The 17,844-nt window shown below is 72.1% G+C and carries 16 protein-coding genes and 1 pseudogene; 11 read left to right on the top strand and 6 right to left on the bottom strand.

Annotated features, from left to right (window positions below; genetic code table 11):
• Window positions 1–58: 58 nt before the first annotated feature.
• The 3 genes from AQJ67_RS31230 to AQJ67_RS31220 form a co-directional block, all read right to left on the bottom strand.
• On the bottom strand, window positions 59–730 hold the full coding sequence (locus tag AQJ67_RS31230) for a gamma-glutamyl-gamma-aminobutyrate hydrolase family protein (protein WP_208615077.1): 672 nt from the start codon (window positions 728–730) through the stop codon (window positions 59–61).
• A gap of 52 nt (window positions 731–782) precedes the next feature.
• On the bottom strand, window positions 783–2,270 hold the full coding sequence (eat, locus tag AQJ67_RS31225; RefSeq protein WP_062722685.1) for an ethanolamine permease: 1,488 nt from the start codon (window positions 2,268–2,270) through the stop codon (window positions 783–785).
• A 155-nt stretch (window positions 2,271–2,425) separates the two neighbouring features.
• Window positions 2,426–3,217 (bottom strand): FadR/GntR family transcriptional regulator, encoded by a 792-nt coding sequence (locus tag AQJ67_RS31220; RefSeq protein WP_244190639.1) that lies wholly within the window; start codon window positions 3,215–3,217, stop codon window positions 2,426–2,428.
• A gap of 86 nt (window positions 3,218–3,303) precedes the next feature.
• Between AQJ67_RS31220 and AQJ67_RS31215 the strand changes: the two genes are divergently transcribed.
• From AQJ67_RS31215 to AQJ67_RS31205, 3 genes are read left to right on the top strand one after another with little or no spacing between them, the layout of a single operon-like run.
• The gene (locus tag AQJ67_RS31215; RefSeq protein WP_062722684.1) at window positions 3,304–4,674 is read left to right on the top strand and encodes a glutamine synthetase family protein; all 1,371 of its coding nucleotides are present in this window, start codon (window positions 3,304–3,306) and stop codon (window positions 4,672–4,674) included.
• An 8-nt stretch (window positions 4,675–4,682) separates the two neighbouring features.
• Window positions 4,683–6,065, top strand: a complete 1,383-nt coding sequence (locus AQJ67_RS31210; protein ID WP_244190638.1) for an aldehyde dehydrogenase family protein — start codon at window positions 4,683–4,685, stop codon at window positions 6,063–6,065.
• Window positions 6,062–6,844, top strand: a complete 783-nt coding sequence (locus AQJ67_RS31205; RefSeq protein ID WP_062722683.1) for a 3-oxoacyl-ACP reductase — start codon at window positions 6,062–6,064, stop codon at window positions 6,842–6,844. The genes AQJ67_RS31210 and AQJ67_RS31205 overlap by 4 nt, the downstream gene beginning before the upstream one ends.
• Window positions 6,845–7,059: 215 nt before the next feature.
• Here the strand turns inward: AQJ67_RS31205 and AQJ67_RS31200 are convergent, their stop codons facing one another.
• Window positions 7,060–8,262 (bottom strand): amino acid deaminase/aldolase, encoded by a 1,203-nt coding sequence (locus AQJ67_RS31200; RefSeq protein ID WP_062722682.1) that lies wholly within the window; start codon window positions 8,260–8,262, stop codon window positions 7,060–7,062.
• 279 nt (window positions 8,263–8,541) lie between these two features.
• Here AQJ67_RS31200 and AQJ67_RS49660 point away from each other — a divergent pair, with 279 nt between their 5' ends.
• Window positions 8,542–10,128: a hypothetical protein gene (locus AQJ67_RS49660; RefSeq protein ID WP_244190637.1), complete on the top strand. Its 1,587-nt coding sequence runs from the start codon at window positions 8,542–8,544 to the stop codon at window positions 10,126–10,128.
• A 20-nt stretch (window positions 10,129–10,148) separates the two neighbouring features.
• Window positions 10,149–11,312, top strand: coding sequence for a type VII secretion-associated serine protease mycosin (gene mycP, locus AQJ67_RS31190; RefSeq protein ID WP_062722788.1), 1,164 nt, complete (start codon window positions 10,149–10,151; stop codon window positions 11,310–11,312).
• Between the two features lie 146 nt (window positions 11,313–11,458).
• Here mycP and AQJ67_RS31185 read toward each other — a convergent pair whose 3' ends face one another.
• Entirely contained in the window at window positions 11,459–12,457 is a 999-nt protein-coding gene (locus AQJ67_RS31185) for a serine hydrolase (RefSeq protein ID WP_062722681.1), read from the bottom strand.
• Between the two features lie 149 nt (window positions 12,458–12,606).
• On the opposite strand from AQJ67_RS31185, the gene AQJ67_RS31180 reads away from it, so the two are divergent.
• The gene (locus tag AQJ67_RS31180) at window positions 12,607–13,338 is read left to right on the top strand and encodes an SseB family protein (protein WP_062722787.1); all 732 of its coding nucleotides are present in this window, start codon (window positions 12,607–12,609) and stop codon (window positions 13,336–13,338) included.
• 1 nt (window position 13,339) lies between these two features.
• Here AQJ67_RS31180 and AQJ67_RS31175 read toward each other — a convergent pair whose 3' ends face one another.
• Window positions 13,340–13,714 carry a DUF1844 domain-containing protein gene (locus AQJ67_RS31175; protein ID WP_062722680.1) on the bottom strand — a complete coding sequence of 125 codons (375 nt, stop codon included), beginning with the start codon at window positions 13,712–13,714 and terminating at the stop codon, window positions 13,340–13,342.
• A 335-nt stretch (window positions 13,715–14,049) separates the two neighbouring features.
• Here AQJ67_RS31175 and infC point away from each other — a divergent pair.
• The 5 genes and pseudogenes from infC to AQJ67_RS31150 all read left to right on the top strand — a co-directional run bounded on the left by infC (window position 14,050) and on the right by AQJ67_RS31150 (window position 17,816).
• A pseudogene (infC, locus tag AQJ67_RS31170) lies at window positions 14,050–14,749 on the top strand (translation initiation factor IF-3).
• Window positions 14,750–14,859: 110 nt separating this feature from the next.
• Window positions 14,860–15,054 carry a 50S ribosomal protein L35 gene (gene rpmI, locus AQJ67_RS31165; RefSeq protein WP_003977225.1) on the top strand — a complete coding sequence of 65 codons (195 nt, stop codon included), beginning with the start codon at window positions 14,860–14,862 and terminating at the stop codon, window positions 15,052–15,054.
• Between the two features lie 111 nt (window positions 15,055–15,165).
• Window positions 15,166–15,549 (top strand): 50S ribosomal protein L20, encoded by a 384-nt coding sequence (gene rplT, locus AQJ67_RS31160; RefSeq protein WP_006141703.1) that lies wholly within the window; start codon window positions 15,166–15,168, stop codon window positions 15,547–15,549.
• A gap of 228 nt (window positions 15,550–15,777) precedes the next feature.
• A complete protein-coding gene (locus tag AQJ67_RS31155; RefSeq protein WP_062722678.1) occupies window positions 15,778–16,626 on the top strand; it encodes a TrmH family RNA methyltransferase in 849 nt (282 codons plus the stop codon).
• Between the two features lie 53 nt (window positions 16,627–16,679).
• Entirely contained in the window at window positions 16,680–17,816 is a 1,137-nt protein-coding gene (locus AQJ67_RS31150; RefSeq protein ID WP_062722677.1) for a sensor histidine kinase, read from the top strand.
• Window positions 17,817–17,844: the final 28 nt, after the last annotated feature.

Raw genomic sequence — 17,844 nt, 5'->3', positions numbered from 1 at the left:
AGGGGCGGAGCCCCTGGGGGATGGGACGGGTAGGGGCGGCGGGGGCGAGGATGGTCCGTCAGTCGGCGGCCGCGCGGACCAGACCCCCCATCACCCGCACATCCCTCCCCATCTCCGGATGCCACTGCACCCCCAACACCCACCCCCCGGAGTCCAGTTCCACCGCCTCCACCGTCCCGTCGCCCGCGTACGCAGAAGCGACCAGACCCGCACCCAGCCGATCCACGGCCTGATGGTGGTACGTCGGCACGGAGGCCTCCTCCGGGACGAGACCGGCGTACAGACTCCCCGGCACCGGCTTGACCGTATGGGTACCGAAGGCGCCGACGACCTCGGCGTGCCCGTCGATGTGCTGGACGAGCGTGCCGCCGAGGGCGACGTTGAGAAGCTGCATGCCACGGCAGATACCGAGGAGGGGCAGACCCGCGGCCAGCGCCGCCTCGATCAGGGCCAGCTCCCACGCGTCCCGCGCCCGCGCGGGCGGCCCGGTCCGCGGCTCACGCTCCGCCCCGTAGCGCACCGGCTCCACATCGGGCCCGCCCGCGACGACCAGCCCGTCCAGCCGGGCGACCGCGGCGGCGGCATGGGTCGGATCGTCCGGCGGAAGCATCGCGGCGAGACCGCCGGCCCGCTGCACGAGCCGCGGGTAACCGGCGGGCAGCAGCGCGGCGTCCAGCTCCCACACCCCCCACCGCACAGCGGACTCCAGATAGGTGCTGACACCGATCAACGGCCTGGCCACAGCGACCTCCGCCACAGCGACTCCCTCACAGCTCGCTCCCTCAGTCCCGTGCCAACTCTGCCTCGGCCGCCGCCAGCGCCGCGAACTCCTCCTCCGGCGCCTTCGCCACCAGGCGCCGACGGCTGTAGAGGCCGAAGTAGGCGAGCGCGACCACGTACACCGCCAGCGCGATCAGTGCCGCCGTCACGTCCACCAGGAACGTCGCCACGAGCGCCGCACAGGCCAGCACCAGGGCGATCGAGGAGGTCAGTACCCCGCCGGGCGTACGGTACGGCCGCGGCAGCTCCGGCTCGCGTCGGCGCAGCACGATGTGGGAGAGGGACATCAGGGCGTAGGAGATCGTCGCGCCGAACACCGCGATGTTCAGCATCCGGGCGCCGTCGCCGGACACCGCGGCCAGCAGGAAGCCGATCGTGCCGGGCACCAGCAGGCCCAGGTACGGAGCCTTGCGGCTGCTGGTGAGGGAGAGGAAGCGGGGCAGATAGCCCGCGCGGGACAGGGCGAACAGCTGACGGGAGCCCGCGTAGATCAGGGAGAAGAAGGAGGCCACGAGGCCGGCCAGGCCCGCGTAGTTCACGATCCGGCTCAGCGTGGTCGCCTCGCCGTTCGGCTGGAGCGCCTCCACCAGCGGGTTGCCCGCCTCCTGGATCGCCGCGGAACCGCGCGCCCCGGCCGCCGCGAAGAACGTGACGACCGCGAGGACGACCAGGATGGCCATCGACCAGCGGATCGCCTTCGGCAGCGTACGGGCCGGTTCCTTGGTCTCCTCGGCGGCGAGCGGCACACCCTCCACGCCCAGGAAGAACCACATGCCGAACGGGAACGCCGCCCAGATGCCGAGCAGGCCGAAGGGCAGCCAGGAGTTCGACCCCGCGGCCGACGCGTCGACCGGGATGTCGTCCAGCGACCCGAAGGAGAAGTCCGGCAGCGCCGCCAGCGCGAACACGATCAGGGCCGCCACCGCGATGCCGGTGACGACGAAGCTGAAGCGCAGCGCCTCGCCGACGCCCCAGAGATGGATGCCGAGGAAGATGGCGAAGCAGACCAGGTACATCGGCCAGCCGGACTCCAGGCCGAACAGGCCGAGCGACTCGACGTAGTCGCCGATGAAGATGACGATGGCGGCGGGCGCGAGGACGTACTCGATGAGGATGGCCGTACCGGTGAGGAAGCCGCCCCACGGGCCGAGCGCCCGGCGGGCGAAGCCGTAGCCGCCGCCCGCCGTCGGCAGGATCGAGGACAGCTCGGCGAGCGCGAACACCATGCAGGCGTACATCGCGCCCATGAGCACCATGGCGATGGCCAGGCCCCCGAAGCCGCCTTCGGCCAGGCCGAAGTTCCAGCCCGAGTAGTCCCCGGAGACGACGTAGGCGACACCGAGACCGGTCAGCAGCACCCAGCCGGCGCTGCCGCGGCGCAGGGTCCTGCGTTCCAGATAGTCGTCCCCCTCGGGGGCGGGTGTACCGGGTGTACCGGGTGTACCGGGTGTGCCGGGTGTGCCGGGTGAACTGGTGGATTCCAACGACATGGGCAGACTCCCCACGGGGCGGCGGACAGGAGCTGTTTCCGGGCACGGTGGGGTCGACCGAGCTCCGGTGCAATGGAGTGGATCCATACCTTTGCGGGGTCCGCGGTGGGAAGGCAATACCCGTGCGTTAATCGCCCGTAAATCCGTGCTCACGCTCAGCCCAGGAAGCCCCGCAGCAGCGCCGCCGTCCCCCCGCAGTGCTCACGCATGATCTCCCGCGCGCACTCGGCGTTGCCCTCGATGACGGCTTCCACGAGGGCGGTGTGCTGGCGCTGCGAGTGCTCCAGGTTGCGCACGAGGAGCGGGATGCAGTCGAGCAGGTCGTTGACCGTCGCCCGTACGGCCGCGTACTGGGCCGTGAGCGTGGGGGAGCCGGACAGCTCGGCGAGCGTGAGATGCAGCAGGGTGTCCAGGCGGCGGTACTCGGCGAGCGGGGCGTCGTGCGTGCGCGCAAGGGCCTCGCGGAGCCGGTCGGCCTGTTCCTCGCCCAGCCCGTGCGCGGCGCACAGCCCGGCCGCCCCCACCTCCAGCACCTCGCGGAAGCGCAGCGTGTCCTCGACGTCGACGTCCTTCAGGCGGCGGCGCAGCTCCTCCTCGCCAGGTGTCTCGGGGCGCGGCAGCACGAAGGTGCCGCCGTAGCGTCCGCGCCGCGACTCGACCAGTCCCTGGTCCTGGAGCACCTTCAGCACCTCGCGCAGCGTGACCCGGCTGATCCCCAGCCGGTCGGCCAGCTCGCGCTCGGCCGGGAGCCGCTCGCCGCCCGGCACCAGGCCGAGCCGGACGACCTGGAGGATCTGCTCCAGGGCCTCCTCGAAACCGTTGCCGGCCCGCACCGGCCGCAGGACCGACGTCAGCCGGTCGTCGTCCCCGGACGCCCCTGGCGTCCCCGGCGTCCCCGGCGCTCCGGATGTTCCGGCCGCCCCGTGTTCCGCGCCCGCCTGCGACATATGGCCGTACCCCCTTCCCAAGCAATGGTCATCAGTCATACCTTATGGCTCCCGGCTGACCGTAGTAGCCGAATGGAGGCTCTCCCGTGGCAGACCGCACACCCCCGCTGAGCGTCGAGGAGCTGCACGCCCTCGTCGCGAGCGGTGAGATCGACACTGTCGTCCTGGCCTTCCCCGATATGCAAGGGCGGCTCCAGGGCAAGCGGTTCGCCGCCCGCTTCTTCCTCGACGAGGTGCTCCACCACGGCACCGAGGGCTGCAACTACCTCCTCGCCGTCGACACCGAGATGAACACCGTCGACGGCTACGAGATGTCCTCCTGGGACCGCGGCTACGGCGACTTCGCCATGCACCCCGACCTGGCCACCCTCCGCCGCGTCCCCTGGAACGCCGGCACGGCCATGCTCGTCGCCGACCTGGCCTGGGAGGACGGCTCGCCCGTCGTCGCCGCGCCCCGCCAGATCCTGCGCCGCCAGCTGGAGCGCCTCGCCGAGCTCGGGTACACGGCCAAGGTCGGCACGGAACTGGAGTTCATCGTCTTCAAGGACACCTACGAGCAGGCCTGGGACGCCAACTACCGCGGGCTGACCCCGGCCAACCAGTACAACATCGACTACTCGGTGCTCGGAACCGGCCGGATCGAGCCCCTGCTGCGCCGCATCCGCAACGAGATGGCGGGCGCCGGCCTCACCGTCGAGTCCGCCAAGGGCGAGTGCAACCCCGGCCAGCACGAGATCGCCTTCAAGTACGACGACGCCCTGGTCACCTGCGACCAGCACGCCATCTACAAGACCGGCACCAAGGAGATCGCCGCCCAGGAGGGCGTCTCGATCACCTTCATGGCCAAGTACAACGAGCGCGAGGGCAACTCCTGCCACATCCATCTGTCCCTCGCGGACGCCACCGGCAACAGCGTCATGGCGGGCACCTCCGACGACCCCGGCGGCATGTCCGAGGTCATGCGGCACTTCCTCGCGGGCCAGCTGGCCGCCCTGCGGGACTTCTCCCTGCTCTACGCCCCCAACATCAACTCCTACAAACGGTTCCAGCCGGGTTCCTTCGCCCCGACCGCCGTCGCCTGGGGCCACGACAACCGCACCTGCGCCCTGCGCGTCGTCGGCCACGGCCGCTCGATGCGCTTCGAGAACCGGCTCCCCGGCGGCGACGTCAACCCACACCTCGCCGTCGCCGGACTGGTCGCCGCGGGCCTGTACGGCATCGAGCAGAAGCTGGAGCTGCCCGACCCCTGCCCCGGCAACGCCTACGCCGCCGACTTCGAGCACGTCCCCACCACGCTCCGCGAGGCCGCCGAGCTCTGGGAGAACAGCCCGATCGCCAAGGCCGCCTTCGGCGACGAGGTCGTCGCCCACTACCGCAACATGGCGCGCGTCGAACTGGACGCCTTCGACGCCGCGGTGACCGACTGGGAGCTGCGCCGCTCCTTCGAACGCATGTGAGGCCCTTCTTGTCCGACCAGCTCCAGGTACTCAATCCGGCCACCGAGGAAATCGTCGCCACCGTCCCCGCCGCCACCGCGGCCGACGTCGACGCCGCCGTCGTACGGGCCACGAAGGCACAGTCCGCATGGGCCGCCCTCGCGCCCGGCGAACGCGCCCGGCTGCTGCGCCGGTTCGCCGTGACCGTCGACGAACACCTCGAAGAACTCGCTCAGTTGGAGGTTCGCGAGGCCGGGCACACCATCGGCAACGCCCGCTGGGAGGCGGGCAACGTCCGCGATCTGCTCGACTACGCGGCTGGGGGAGTGGAACGCCTGACGGGCCACCAGATCCCGGTACCGGGCGGCCTGAACGTCACGATCCCCGAACCCCTCGGCGTCGTCGGCGTCATCGCGCCCTGGAACTTCCCGATGCCGATCGCCGCCTGGGGCACCGCCCCCGCGCTCGCGGCCGGCAACGCGGTCCTCCTCAAGCCCGCCGAGACGACCCCGCTGACGGCTCTGCGGCTGGCGGAACTGGCGTTGGAGGCAGGGCTTCCGGAGGGCCTGTTCCAGGTGCTGCCCGGCCACGGCCCCGTCGCGGGCAACGCTCTCGTCGAGCACCCGGGCGTCGCGAAGATCGTCTTCACCGGGTCAACAGCCGTGGGCAAACAGGTGTTGGCGAAGGGCTCGGCGCTCCTCAAGCGCGTCACCCTCGAACTCGGCGGCAAGAGCCCCAACATCGTCTTCGCCGACGCCGACCTCGAAGCCGCCGCGGCCGCCGCTCCCATGTCCTTCCTCGACAACTCCGGCCAGGACTGCTGCGCCCGCACCCGCATCCTCGTCCAGCGCTCCGCCTACGACCGCTTCCTCGACCTGCTCGCCCCCGCCGTCGAGGCGGTGACGGTCGGCGACCCGGCCGACGAGAACACCGACATGGGCCCGCTGATCTCCAGGTCACAGCTGGAACGGGTGCGTTCGTACGTCGACCAGGGCGCCGAGGGTATCCGCGGCAAGGCCCCCGAAGGCCCCGGCTTCTGGTTCCCGCCGACCGTCCTCACCGGCGTCGACGCACACGCGCGCGTGGCCGTCGAGGAGGTCTTCGGCCCCGTGGCCGTGGTCCTCCCCTTCGACGACGAGGCCGACGCAATCCGGCTGGCCAACGCCACCGACTACGGCCTCTCCGGCTCCATCTGGACCCGTGACGTCGGCCGCGCCCTGCGCGTCTCCCAGGCGGTCCGGGCCGGCAACCTCTCCGTCAACTCCCACTCCAGCGTCCGCTACTGGACCCCCTTCGGTGGCTTCAAGCAGTCCGGCATCGGCCGCGAGCTGGGCCCGGACGCCCTGACCGCCTTCACCGAGACCAAGAACGTCTTCATCAGCACCGAAAGCACGGAAGGCCCCGCACAGTGACCGAAGCAAACGTGTGCCGTCGCCTCGTCGGCCGTACGGCCGTCATCACCGGAGCCGGCAGCGGCATCGGCCTCGCCACCGCCCGCCGCCTCGCCTCCGAGGGCGCCCACGTCGTCTGCGGCGACGTCGACGAGGCCCGTGGCAAGGCCGCCGCCGACGACGTCGGCGGGATCTTCGTGAAGGTCGACGTCACCGACCCCGAGCAGGTCGAGGCCCTCTTCAAGACCGCCTTCGACACCTACGGCAGCGTCGACATCGCCTTCAACAACGCCGGCATCTCGCCGCCCGACGACGACTCCATCCTGGAGACCGGCCTGGAGGCCTGGAAGCGTGTCCAGGAGGTCAACCTGACCTCCGTCTACCTGTGCTGCAAGGCGGCCATCCCCTACATGCGGCAGCAGGGCAAGGGCTCCATCATCAACACGGCGTCCTTCGTGGCCAGGATGGGCGCGGCCACGTCCCAGATCTCGTACACCGCCTCCAAGGGCGGCGTCCTCGCCATGTCCCGCGAACTCGGCGTCCAGTTCGCCCGCGACGGCATCCGCGTCAACGCCCTGTGCCCGGGACCGGTCAACACCCCCCTCCTCCAGGAACTGTTCGCCAAGGACCCGGAGCGCGCCGCGCGCCGCCTGGTCCACATCCCGGTCGGCCGCTTCGCCGAGGCCGACGAGATCGCCGCCGCCGTCGCCTTCCTGGCCAGCGACGACTCCTCCTTCGTCAACGCCACCGACTTCCTGGTAGACGGCGGAATCTCGGGGGCCTACGTCACCCCGCTGTAGCAGGGGGTATGTCGCCCCCGCCGCCCCTACCCGTCCCATCCTTCTGGGGCTCCGCCCCAGACCCCGCTCCTCAAACGCCGGAGAGGCTAGATCTTTCAGCCCGTCCGGCGTTTGAGGACGAGGCCCGCAGGGCCGACAGCGGGGGTCTGGGGGCGCAGCCCCCAGGGATGGGACGGGTAGGGGCGGCGGGGGCGAAATTCACCCCGACGCGAGGGTCACAGAAACGTGTGCCCCTCGCCCCGATACGTCGGCACGGCCCCCGTCACCGCGTCACCCTCGACAAGATGCAACGTGTCGAACCGCTCACACAGCTCACCGGCCTTGGCATGCCGGAACCACACCTTGTCCCCGAGCAGCAGATCGTCGGCCGGTGACCCCATCAGCGGCGTCTGCACCTCCCCGGGCCCTTCCTGCGCGTCGTACCGAAGCCCCTCCGGCAGATACGGCACCGGCAGCCGGTCCGCCCCCGCCGCACCCGAGGCCGGATACCCGCCCCCGAGAACGGTCACCACCCCCACCCCCGGCCGGCGCACGACGGGCTGGGCGAACAGCGCGGCCGGACGCCCGCTGAAGGACGTGTAGTTGTCGAACAGCCGCGGCACATACAGCCCCGACCCGGCCCCGATCTCCGTCACACAGTCCTCGGCGGCCGTGAACTGCACACTGCCCGTCCCACCGCCGTTGACGAACTCCAGCCCCGGCGCCACCGCCCGCACGGCCCGCACCACCGCGGCCCGCCGCTCGGCGAGCTCCCGCCGGGCGGCGGCCTGCATCAGCCGCACGGCACGCGACCGCAGCGGCCGCCCCGCCACGGAGTCCCCGACCCCGGCGATGTGACCCTCGTACGCCATGATCCCGACCACCTCGAACCCCGGCCGCCGGGCGACGAACCGGGCCATGTCGGCGACCTGCGCGGGGGAGTGCAGCGGCGAACGCCGGGCGCCGACGCGCACCCGCCCGCCGAGCAGCTTCAGCGAGGTGTCCAACTCCAGGCAGACCCGCACCACTTCCCGCCCGCCGTCCCGGGCCTCGTCGATGAGCCGGAGCTGCGCCGGGTCGTCGATCATCACGGTGACGGCGGAGGCGAGCTTGGGATCACTGGTCAGCTCGGCGAACCCGGCCCGGTCGGCGGTCGGGTAGGCGAGCAGGACGTCGTCGAACCCGGACCGCGCCAGCCACAGGGACTCGGCGAGGGTGAAGGACATGATCCCCGCGAACCCGTCCTTCGCGAGCACCCGTTCCAGCAGGGCCCGGCAGCGCACGGACTTGCTGGCGACGCGGATCGGCTTCCCGCCGGCCCGGCGGACCAGATCGTCCGCGTTGGCGTCGAAGGCGTCCAGGTCCACGATCGCGAGGGGGGCTTCGAGATGGGCGGTGGCCCGGTCGTAACGGGCCCGGTCGGCGGCGCGCGCAGTCATGAATGAAGCCTGCCATGCAGGATTACCGCAGGGTAGGGGGATGTTCCGGGCAGATGTGCACGGGGTCCCGGACTGGTTCCCGTCCGCCCAGGATCAACCCGTAGAGTGACGCGCACGCATGTGGGGAACGGTCCCGGGCGCACCGTCGCCGGGATGACGCCTCTCCCGTGCGGGTATGCGTGCCTGGTCGGACGAGTTCCGCGCCGGGCCGGGGCAGGGAACACGGAACGACGGCCCGCGTACGGGATCGGGCCCGGGACATGAGGAAACGGGGGGTGCATGAGCACGGAAGCGCGGCGCGCCCCCATCCCCCCACGCCCGGCGACACCCCCGCCCCCGCCCCCTTCCACCCCGCCCCGCCCGACGACACCGCCGCGCCCCACGGCCCCGCCGACGGCCGACGGCACCGCGCAGCCGCTCCCCGACCAGAACGCCCCGGCCTCGGCGGACAACACCCCCACGGCCCCGCCCCCGCCCCGCGCCTCCGCACGCTTCCCGGACGGACCGCCCACCGCGGGTTTCACGGAAGGCGCCGGGTCGTCGCACCGCGAGACCCCCGCCCCACCAGGCACCCCGCCCCGCCGCCCGGGCGCCCCCGCCGAGACCGCGGCGGAGACCACCTTCCGTATGCGCCCCATCCAGGCGGCCCCCTCCCGCGAGCCCGGCAACCGCCCGTCGGGCACACCCCCGCGGCCGGGCTCGGGCCCGGCACAAGCCTCCCCGGGCCAGCCCAGACAGTCGGGCTCCGGGCCCGCGCGGCGCTCTGCCGGCATGCCCCCGCAGCCGGCCACCGGATCCCCCCAGCCCGCCGTCGGCATGCCGCCCCACCACTCCGGCACCCCCGCCTCCGCCCCACAACGCCCCACGCCCGCCCCCTCCACCGGAGACGGCCCGACATCCCGCGGCTACGCCACCCCGGCCTCCACCGACCCCTCCCGCCGTACCGAGCGCGCCACCGACGGTCACGGGCCCGCCGGGTTCGCCCCGGACCCGTCCTTCTCCTGGAGCGCCCCGTTGGCGCCGGGTGGGGCCCCCGGGGCCGGGCGGCCCGTCGTGTCGTTCGGGGAGCCCGAGGGGTACGGCGAGCAGGCGCGCCCGCGGTCGCTGGGCGTGCGGATCCACCCCCGGCTCGCCGCGGCGGCCGCCTGTGTCGTGCTCGGGGTGGGACTCATCGGCGGGGCCGTGACCGGGAGTTGGCTGATCGGCGACTCGGGCGACGGTGACGGGCAGGACACCTTCGCCGCGGCCGGAAGCCTGTGGCACAGAATCCCCGTCGACCGGCTGTTCCCGCCCACCGTGACCGGGCAGGGCGCGGGCCCCGGCGGCGCGGACCGGATCTGGACGCGGATCGCCGTCGCCCCGGACGCCGGCTGCGCGAACGCCTTCGACCCCCTGCTGCGCAAGGCCCTCGCCCCCGTCGGCTGCCAGCGCCTCCTGCGCGCCACCTACACCGACGCCACCCGCAGCTACGTCACCACCGTCGGCCTGCTCTTCACCACCGCCGACGCCGCCGCGATGCGGTCCTTCGACACCGCTTTCACCAAACAGGGCCTCGACCGCCGTACGGACCTGATGCCCCGCCCCTACGCGGCGAAGGGCACCCTGGCCGCCGGATTCGGCGACGAACAGCGCGCCTCCTGGACCGTCTCCGTCCTCACCGACGCCCCCGTCGTCGTCTACGCCGTCTCCGGCTGGGCCGACGGCCGCACCGTCGACGAGCCCGAGCCCGCCGAGGAGGCCATGCAGTCGGGCGCCACCACGTCCGTCGCCCAGTCCGGCCTCGGCCACGAGGCGCAGGGCCTCGCCGACCGCGTCGAACGCGCCCTGCGCAAGAACGTCGGCCCGTCCCCGGAGCAGTCGTCGTGACCAGTGCTGTGAAGACCTTCATGACCCGGCGGACCGGCCCCCTCGCCGTCCTCCTCGGCGCCTGCCTCGCCGTCCTGCCGTCCACCGCCGCACACGCCGACTCCATACGCGCCCAGCAGTGGACCCTGGACGCCATGCGCACCGAGGACGCCTGGCAGACCACCAAGGGCAAGGGCATCACCGTCGCCGTCCTCGACACCGGCGTCGAGGACGACCACCCCGACCTCGTCGGCAACGTCCTCGAAGGCAAGGACATGGTCGGCTTCGGGGCCGAGCGCGGCGACCGCGCCTGGGCCCGCCACGGCACCGCGATGGCCGGCATCATCGCCGGCCACGGACACGGCGCCGGAGGCGACGAGGGCGTCATGGGTATCGCCCCCGAGGCGAAGATCCTCCCCGTCCGCGTCATCCTCGAGGACGGCGACCGCTCCCGCGCCAGGGCCCGCAGCACCCGCGGCAACGCCCTCGCCGAGGGCATCCGCTGGGCCGCCGACCACGGCGCCGACGTCATCAACCTCTCCCTCGGCGACGACTCCAAGTCCGCCCACCCCGAGGCCGGCGAGGACGAGGCCGTCCAGTACGCCCTGAAGAAGGGCGCCGTCGTCGTCGCCTCGGCCGGAAACGGCGGCGAGAAGGGCGACCACATCTCCTTCCCGGCCGCCTACCCGGGCGTCATCGCCGCGACCGCCGTCGACAAGTTCGGCACCCGCGCCTCCTTCTCCACCCGCCGCTGGTACGCCACGGTCAGCGCCCCCGGCGTCGACGTCGTCATCGCGGATCCGGACCACAAGTACTACAAGGGCTGGGGCACGAGCGCCGCGGCCGCCTTCGTCTCCGGAGCGGTGGCCCTGGTCAAGGCCGCCCACCCCGGCCTCACCCCGGCCCAGATCAAGAAGCTCCTGGAGGACACGGCCCGCAACGCGCCGGCCGACGGCCGCGACGACTCCCGCGGCTACGGCTTCATCGACCCGGCCGCGGCCATCGAGAAGGCCTCCCACATGAAACGGGAGAACCTGGAGCCCGCCGGGTACGGCGAGGAGTACTTCGGGTCGGGCCCCGACGCCGCCAAGTCCGACGACGACACGACGAGTTGGACCGCCCCGCTCGCGGGCGGCGCCGGCGCCCTCCTGCTGGTCTGGGCGGTCCTCCTGTGGCGCGGCCGCCGCGAACGCCACGACTTCTAGCGAACGGGACCGGATCGGCTACGACGCGCGGAGCAGACGCGGTCGCGGACGGGGCTCGCTCGGCGAACACCGCCCACCGCCGCCGTCTCGACCAGCGCGAACCCCCGCCGCGCCGCCGCGATTTCCAGCGCCCGGGGCCGGACCGCCTACGACGCCCCCGCGGCGGCCACGGCCGAGGAACCCGGCGAGGAGGCAGACGCGGTCGCGGACGGCGCTCCCTCGGCGAACACCGACACCGCCGCCACCGCCGCCGCCTCGACCAGCGCGATCCCCTCCGCCTGCGTCGCGTTGCCGTCCGACAGCACGGCCACCAGCCAGTCCCGGCCGTCGACCGTCACCCGCCCCACACTGTTGATGTCCCACAGCCCTGTCGCCGTACGCGGCAGCCACCCGTTCTTCAACGCCCACCCGGACCCGTCGCCCGCCGCCGACACCCCCCACCGCTGACCCGCCGCGATCCGCCCCATCAGCCCGCCCAGATACGCCCGCGAATCCTCGGTCAGCTCGGACTCCTCCCCGAACACCTGCCGCAACAGCCGGAGTTGATCGTCCGCGGTGGTCTGCGTCAGCCCCCACAGCATCCCGTCACCGCCCTCGGTCCCCGTGAGCCCGAGGCGCGCGTTCGCGGCGTCCAGCCCCTCCGCCCGTCCGATCGCCCGCCACAGCTCCGACGCGGAGGCGTTGTCGCTGTCCTCGATCATCGCGGTCGCGTACGCCTTCTCCGCCGCCGTCAGCTCCCGCCCCGCGTCCTGCGCCTGAAGCAGCAGCACCGCCAGGATGTCGACCTTGACGATGCTCGCCGTGTCGAAGGCACCGTCCCCGTACGAGGCACCCGCACCGGACGCCGGGTCCAGCACCGCCACCGACACCTCGACGCCCTCGGGGACGTCCACCACCGCCATGGCCGTCGCCAGCAGCTCGTCGTGGTCCACCGTCGGCCGCGCCACGGACTCCACCGAAACCTCCTCGCTCGCCGACGGCGTCACCACGGCCGACGATACGGCGCTCGTCCCGGAGTGCGCCCGCGCCTGGACGTACACGGCCCCGGTGGCCGTGGCACCCACAACGGCGACGGCGGCGAGGGCGCCGCAGACCAGCGAGCGGCTTGCGGACGGACGAGCGCGGCGGGCTCTGGAGGACTCCATGCCGCGATCGTCGGGGCGGTGACTGTGCGGGCCGTTAGACGGACGTTAGATGTGCGTCAGGGAAATCTGAGATTCCGGTGAAACGCGTCACAGCCCGGTTTCCGGGCCCGCACAAGCGCAGCAGCATCCCCCCGATAGGGTCGGTGACCGTGGCGAACAAGAACATTCCCGACTCTCCCTTCTCCGACGACGACGGCTCCGCCTCCCCCCGGCTGAGCGCCGCGCTCGCCGCCTGGGCCGCGGACCGCACCGCCGAGGGCCCGGTCCTGGAGGCGCTCAAAGAGGCCCGGCTGCTCGTCCCGGTCGTGGCCGTGCTCGGCGAGGTCGAGGAGGACGAGAACGGGCTGCGCCGCGAGAAGAGCAGCGACATGGCCGTACCGACCCTGAAGGCCGGCGACCGCGTCGCCCTGCCCGCCTTCACCTCCACCGACTCACTCGCCCGCTGGGACCCGGCGGCCCGCCCCGTCGCCGTCCCCCTGCACCAGGCCCTCCAGGCCGCCGCGCACGAGAAGGCGGACACGGTCGTGCTGGACCTGGCCGGTCCGGTGCCGTACGAGCTGACCGGCCGCGCGCTGCTCGCGCTGGCCGAGGGCCGCACCACGACCGACCCGCTCGCCGACCCGGCCGTACGGGAGGCCGTGCGGGCAGCGGTGGCCGCCGAGCCCGCCGTGCTCAGCGCCCACCTCGGGCCCGGACAGGCCGACGGCACCCTCGCCCTCGTACTCGACGGGTCCGCCGCACCCGCCCGGGCCGCCCGCTCGGTCGCCGAGCGGCTCGCCGCCGACGAAACACTGAGGGCCCGCCTGGTGCGCGGCCTCGACCTGGCACTGCTGCCGGCCGAGGCGACGCCGCCGGGCGAGCCCCTGTACGTACGCGGATGAACTAGCCGTAGACCGGACCGGTGTACTTCTCGCCCGGGCCCTGGCCCGGCTCGTCCGGGACGATGGACGCCTCGCGGAAGGCCAGCTGCAGCGACTTCAGGCCGTCGCGCAGCGGAGCCGCGTGGAACGAGCTGATCTCGGTCGTGCTGGCGTCCAGCAGACCGGCGAGGGCGTGCACCAGCTTGCGGGCCTCGTCCAGGTCCTTGTGCTTGTCGCCCTCCTCGGTCAGACCGAGCTTCACGGCGGCGGCGCTCATCAGGTTGACGGCGACCGTCACGATCACCTCGACGGCGGGGACCTCGGCGATGTCGCGGGTCATCTCGTCGAAGTCGGGGCCCGCGGCAGATTCGGCGGACTCGGCAGGGGTGTCACTCATGTCCCACACGATAGGCCCCGGTGTAAGCCGATTAGCACCACCCCCGGCTACCTGCTAACCTTGTGTAACGACCGGCTGGACAGCTACTGCCCAGCCCACAAGTGGAGGCTCCGACTTCCCACCTGACCGTCCTCCGGGACGGCGGGTCACCCGGTCAGGCGGCCACCATCGTTCCGTACGGACGATGGAGTCGCCCGAAATCGCGCCCCGCGGTCATCGCGGCGGTGCTCCGGCAGTGTTTGGAGCCCCGCCTGTGATCGTCCGGGGCATTTTTTGTGCTTCGGCGCGGTTAGGTCTACGGAAAAGAGACATACGCGGCTGTCCGCCAGACCGCCGTGTGGTGCTAACCGAGGAGGATCCATCAGCGCCGAGCCCCGCATCAACGACCGGATTCGCGTTCCCGAGGTGCGACTTGTCGGTCCCAGTGGCGAGCAGGTGGGCATCGTCCCGCTCGCTAAGGCACTGGAGCTTGCGCAGGAGTACGACCTGGACCTGGTCGAGGTCGCGGCGAACGCCCGTCCGCCCGTGTGCAAGCTCATGGACTACGGGAAGTTCAAGTACGAGTCGGCCATGAAGGCCCGTGAGGCGCGCAAGAACCAGGCGCACACGGTCATCAAGGAGATGAAGCTCCGGCCGAAGATCGACCCGCACGACTATGACACCAAGAAGGGTCACGTCGTCCGGTTCCTCAAGCAGGGCGACAAGGTCAAGATCACGATCATGTTCCGTGGTCGCGAGCAGTCCCGGCCCGAGCTGGGCTACCGACTGCTGCAGCGTCTCGCGGAGGACGTCCAGGACCTCGGTTTCGTCGAGTCGAACCCGAAGCAGGACGGCCGAAACATGATCATGGTTCTCGGTCCGCACAAGAAGAAGACCGAGGCGATGGCCGAGGCCCGCCAGGCGCAGGAAGCCCGCAAGGCAGACGCGAAGGCCAACCCCGGCAAGTCGCAGAACGCCGCGGACTCCGAGAACGCCGCGGACTCCGAGAACGCCGTGGAGACCGAGGCACCTGCCGAGGCTTCCGCCGAGGCGTGATCCCGGGGGACGTGAGTCCCCAGGACGTAATCGATACAAGAGCGACGTTCCACCGTGCCCGGTTTCACGACCGGGCACCGGAACGCCACCGACGAGGAGAGAACGGCGCTATGCCGAAGAACAAGTCGCACAGCGGTGCCAGCAAGCGCTTCAAGATCACCGGCTCCGGCAAGGTGCTCCGTGAGCGCGCCGGCAAGCGCCACCTGCTCGAGCACAAGTCGTCCCGCGTGACGCGCCGCCTGACCGGCAACGCCGAGATGGCCCCGGGCGACGCCGCGAAGATCAAGAAGCTTCTCGGCAAGTGACGTACCCGGCGCCTGATCCTCGGATCGATCCGCGCCGTACGTCTGGACCGGGACCCAATCGATACCGGGCCGTGTGAGTCCAACCGCGGCCCCGCTACAAGGAGTTAAAAAGTGGCACGCGTCAAGCGGGCAGTGAACGCCCACAAGAAGCGCCGGGCGATCCTCGAGCAGGCCTCCGGCTACCGCGGTCAGCGTTCGCGCCTGTACCGCAAGGCCAAGGAGCAGGTCACCCACTCGCTGGTCTACAACTACAACGACCGCAAGAAGCGCAAGGGTGACTTCCGCCAGCTGTGGATCCAGCGCATCAACGCCGCTGCCCGCGCCAACGGCATCACGTACAACCGCTTCATCCAGGGTCTGAAGGCCGCGAACGTCGAGGTCGACCGCAAGATCCTGGCCGAGCTGGCCGTCAACGACGCCAACGCCTTCGCGGCGCTGGTCGAGGTCGCCCAGAAGGCGCTGCCGAGCGACGTCAACGCGCCCAAGGCCGCGTGACGCTGCGCTGGCTCTGAGCCGACGTAACTGAAGGACCCGCAGGCTTCACGGCTTGCGGGTCCTGTCGTTGGGGTCCCCAGCCTTCGTCCATGGCCGCGGGTCGGTGGGGGCTGGTCGCGCCCCGGCGGCGGAGCCGCCTATGCCACAGCCCCGCGCCCCTAAGGAGCTGCTGGGCCGTCGGCCTGGCGGGACCCGGAATCGCCGAACCGAACTGCTGAAGGAACAGACATGTCCCCGGCCAGCCCCGAGCTGATCTCCCCCCGTTCCCCTCGCGTCTCCGCCGCGCGGCGGCTCGGTAAGCGGAACTTCCGGGGCAAGGAGCGGCTGTTTCTGGCCGAGGGACCGCAGGCTGTGCGCGAGGCGGCCGGGCACGCGGACACCCTGGTGGAGCTGTTCGCCACGCTCGACGCCGCGGAGCGGTACGCCGACATCATCGGTGAGGCCCGTGCGGCAGGGGCGCGTGTGCACCTGGCCGCGGAGCAGGTGATCGCCGACATCTCCACCACCGTCACCCCACAGGGGCTCGTCGGTGTCTGCCGGTTCATCGACACCCCGTTCGAGGAGATCCTCGCCGCCCGGCCCAGGCTCGTCGCCGTACTCGCGCATGTGCGGGACCCTGGGAACGCCGGGACCGTGCTGCGGTGCGCCGATGCCGCCGGGGCCGAGGCCGTCGTCCTCACCGATGCTTCCGTGGACCTGTACAACCCCAAGGCCGTACGGGCCTCCGTGGGCTCCCTGTTCCACCTCCCCGTCGCCGTGGGCGTGCCCGTCGAGCGGGCCGTGGCGGGGCTGAAGGACGCCGGGGTGCGGATCCTCGCCGCCGACGGCGCCGGGACCGACGACCTCGACGACGAGCTCGACAAGGGCACCATGGGCGGGCCGACCGCCTGGGTGTTCGGGAACGAGGCGTGGGGGCTTCCGGAGGAGACCCGTGCGCTGGCCGACGCCGTCGTGCGCGTCCCGATCCACGGGAAGGCCGAGAGCCTGAACCTCGCCACCGCCGCCGCCGTATGTCTCTATGCGTCGGCCCGTGCACAGCGCGCCTCCGGAGGGTGCCGCACCGTCACCAAGGCCTAGTAGGGTGACCAGCTCGGGGGCCCCAAAGCCGTCGTGGGAGGTGGGGTACGGGGATGAGTGTCGGCACGAGCGGCGCGCCGGGGGCACGGGAGGCGCGGGGGCCGTCCGCGTCCCGGCCCGGTGATCTCGCCGAGCTCGGGATCGATCCCGACGACCTGCCCGACGGCCTCGTCGTCGCCGACGAGCAGGGGCACGTCGTCTGCTTCAACGCCGCCGCCGAGCGCATCACCGCCGTCCGTGCCGCCGACGCCCTCGGGCAGCGGCTGGAGAAGGCGCTGCCGTTAGAGGACCTGGAGGGGCGGCGCTGGTGGCAGGTGACCGACCCGTACGGCGGGCTGGCGATCAGGCGCAGGCAGCCCGAGCGGAACCTTCTGCTCCCCGGCGGACGTGAGGTCCTCGTCTCCGTGCGCTACGTCAGGACCGAGGCCACCGGGCTCGTCCACCGGGTCGTCGTCTCGCTGCGCGACACCGAGGCCCGCCGCCGTACCGAGCGCAGTCACGCCGAGCTGATCGCCACCGTCGCGCACGAGCTGCGCTCCCCGCTCACCTCCGTCAAGGGCTTCACCGCCACGCTGCTGGCCAAGTGGGCACGGTTCACCGACGACCAGAAGCGGCTGATGCTGGAGACCGTCGACGCCGACGCCGACCGGGTCACCCGGCTCATCGCCGAGCTGCTCGACATCTCGCGGATCGACAGCGGGCGCCTGGAGGTGCGCCGCCAGCCCGTCGACATCGGCGCGGCCGTCGGGCGGCACATCCAGGCCTACGTCGCCGCCGGGCAGCCCGCCGACCGGTTCCTGCTGCGTCTGGAGCAGCCGCTGCCCGATCTGTGGGCCGACCCCGACAAGATCGACCAGGTGCTCAGCAACCTCATCGAAAATGCCGTGCGGCACGGCGACGGAACGGTCACCATTGACATCACGGCCACGGCGTCCCCGCGCGAAGGGGAGGACGCCGGCACGTCGGTCACGGTGAGCGACGAGGGGCCCGGCATCCCGGAGGAGTCCATGAACCGCGTCTTCACCCGCTTCTGGCGGGGCAGCAAGCGCGGTGGCACGGGCCTCGGGCTCTACATCGTCAAGGGCATCGTCGAGGCACACGGCGGCGCCGTCGAGGTCGGCCGCGCCCCCGGTGGCGGCGCACAGTTCCGATTTACGTTGCCCGTGGCGGCCCCGGCTTATCTCACCTGAGATCCGGACCGAGCCCCACGGGCGCATT

The sequence above is a fragment of the Streptomyces caeruleatus genome, from assembly GCF_001514235.1.
Taxonomy (GTDB): domain Bacteria; phylum Actinomycetota; class Actinomycetes; order Streptomycetales; family Streptomycetaceae; genus Streptomyces; species Streptomyces caeruleatus.
This window is presented reverse-complemented; position numbering and strand designations above follow the sequence as displayed.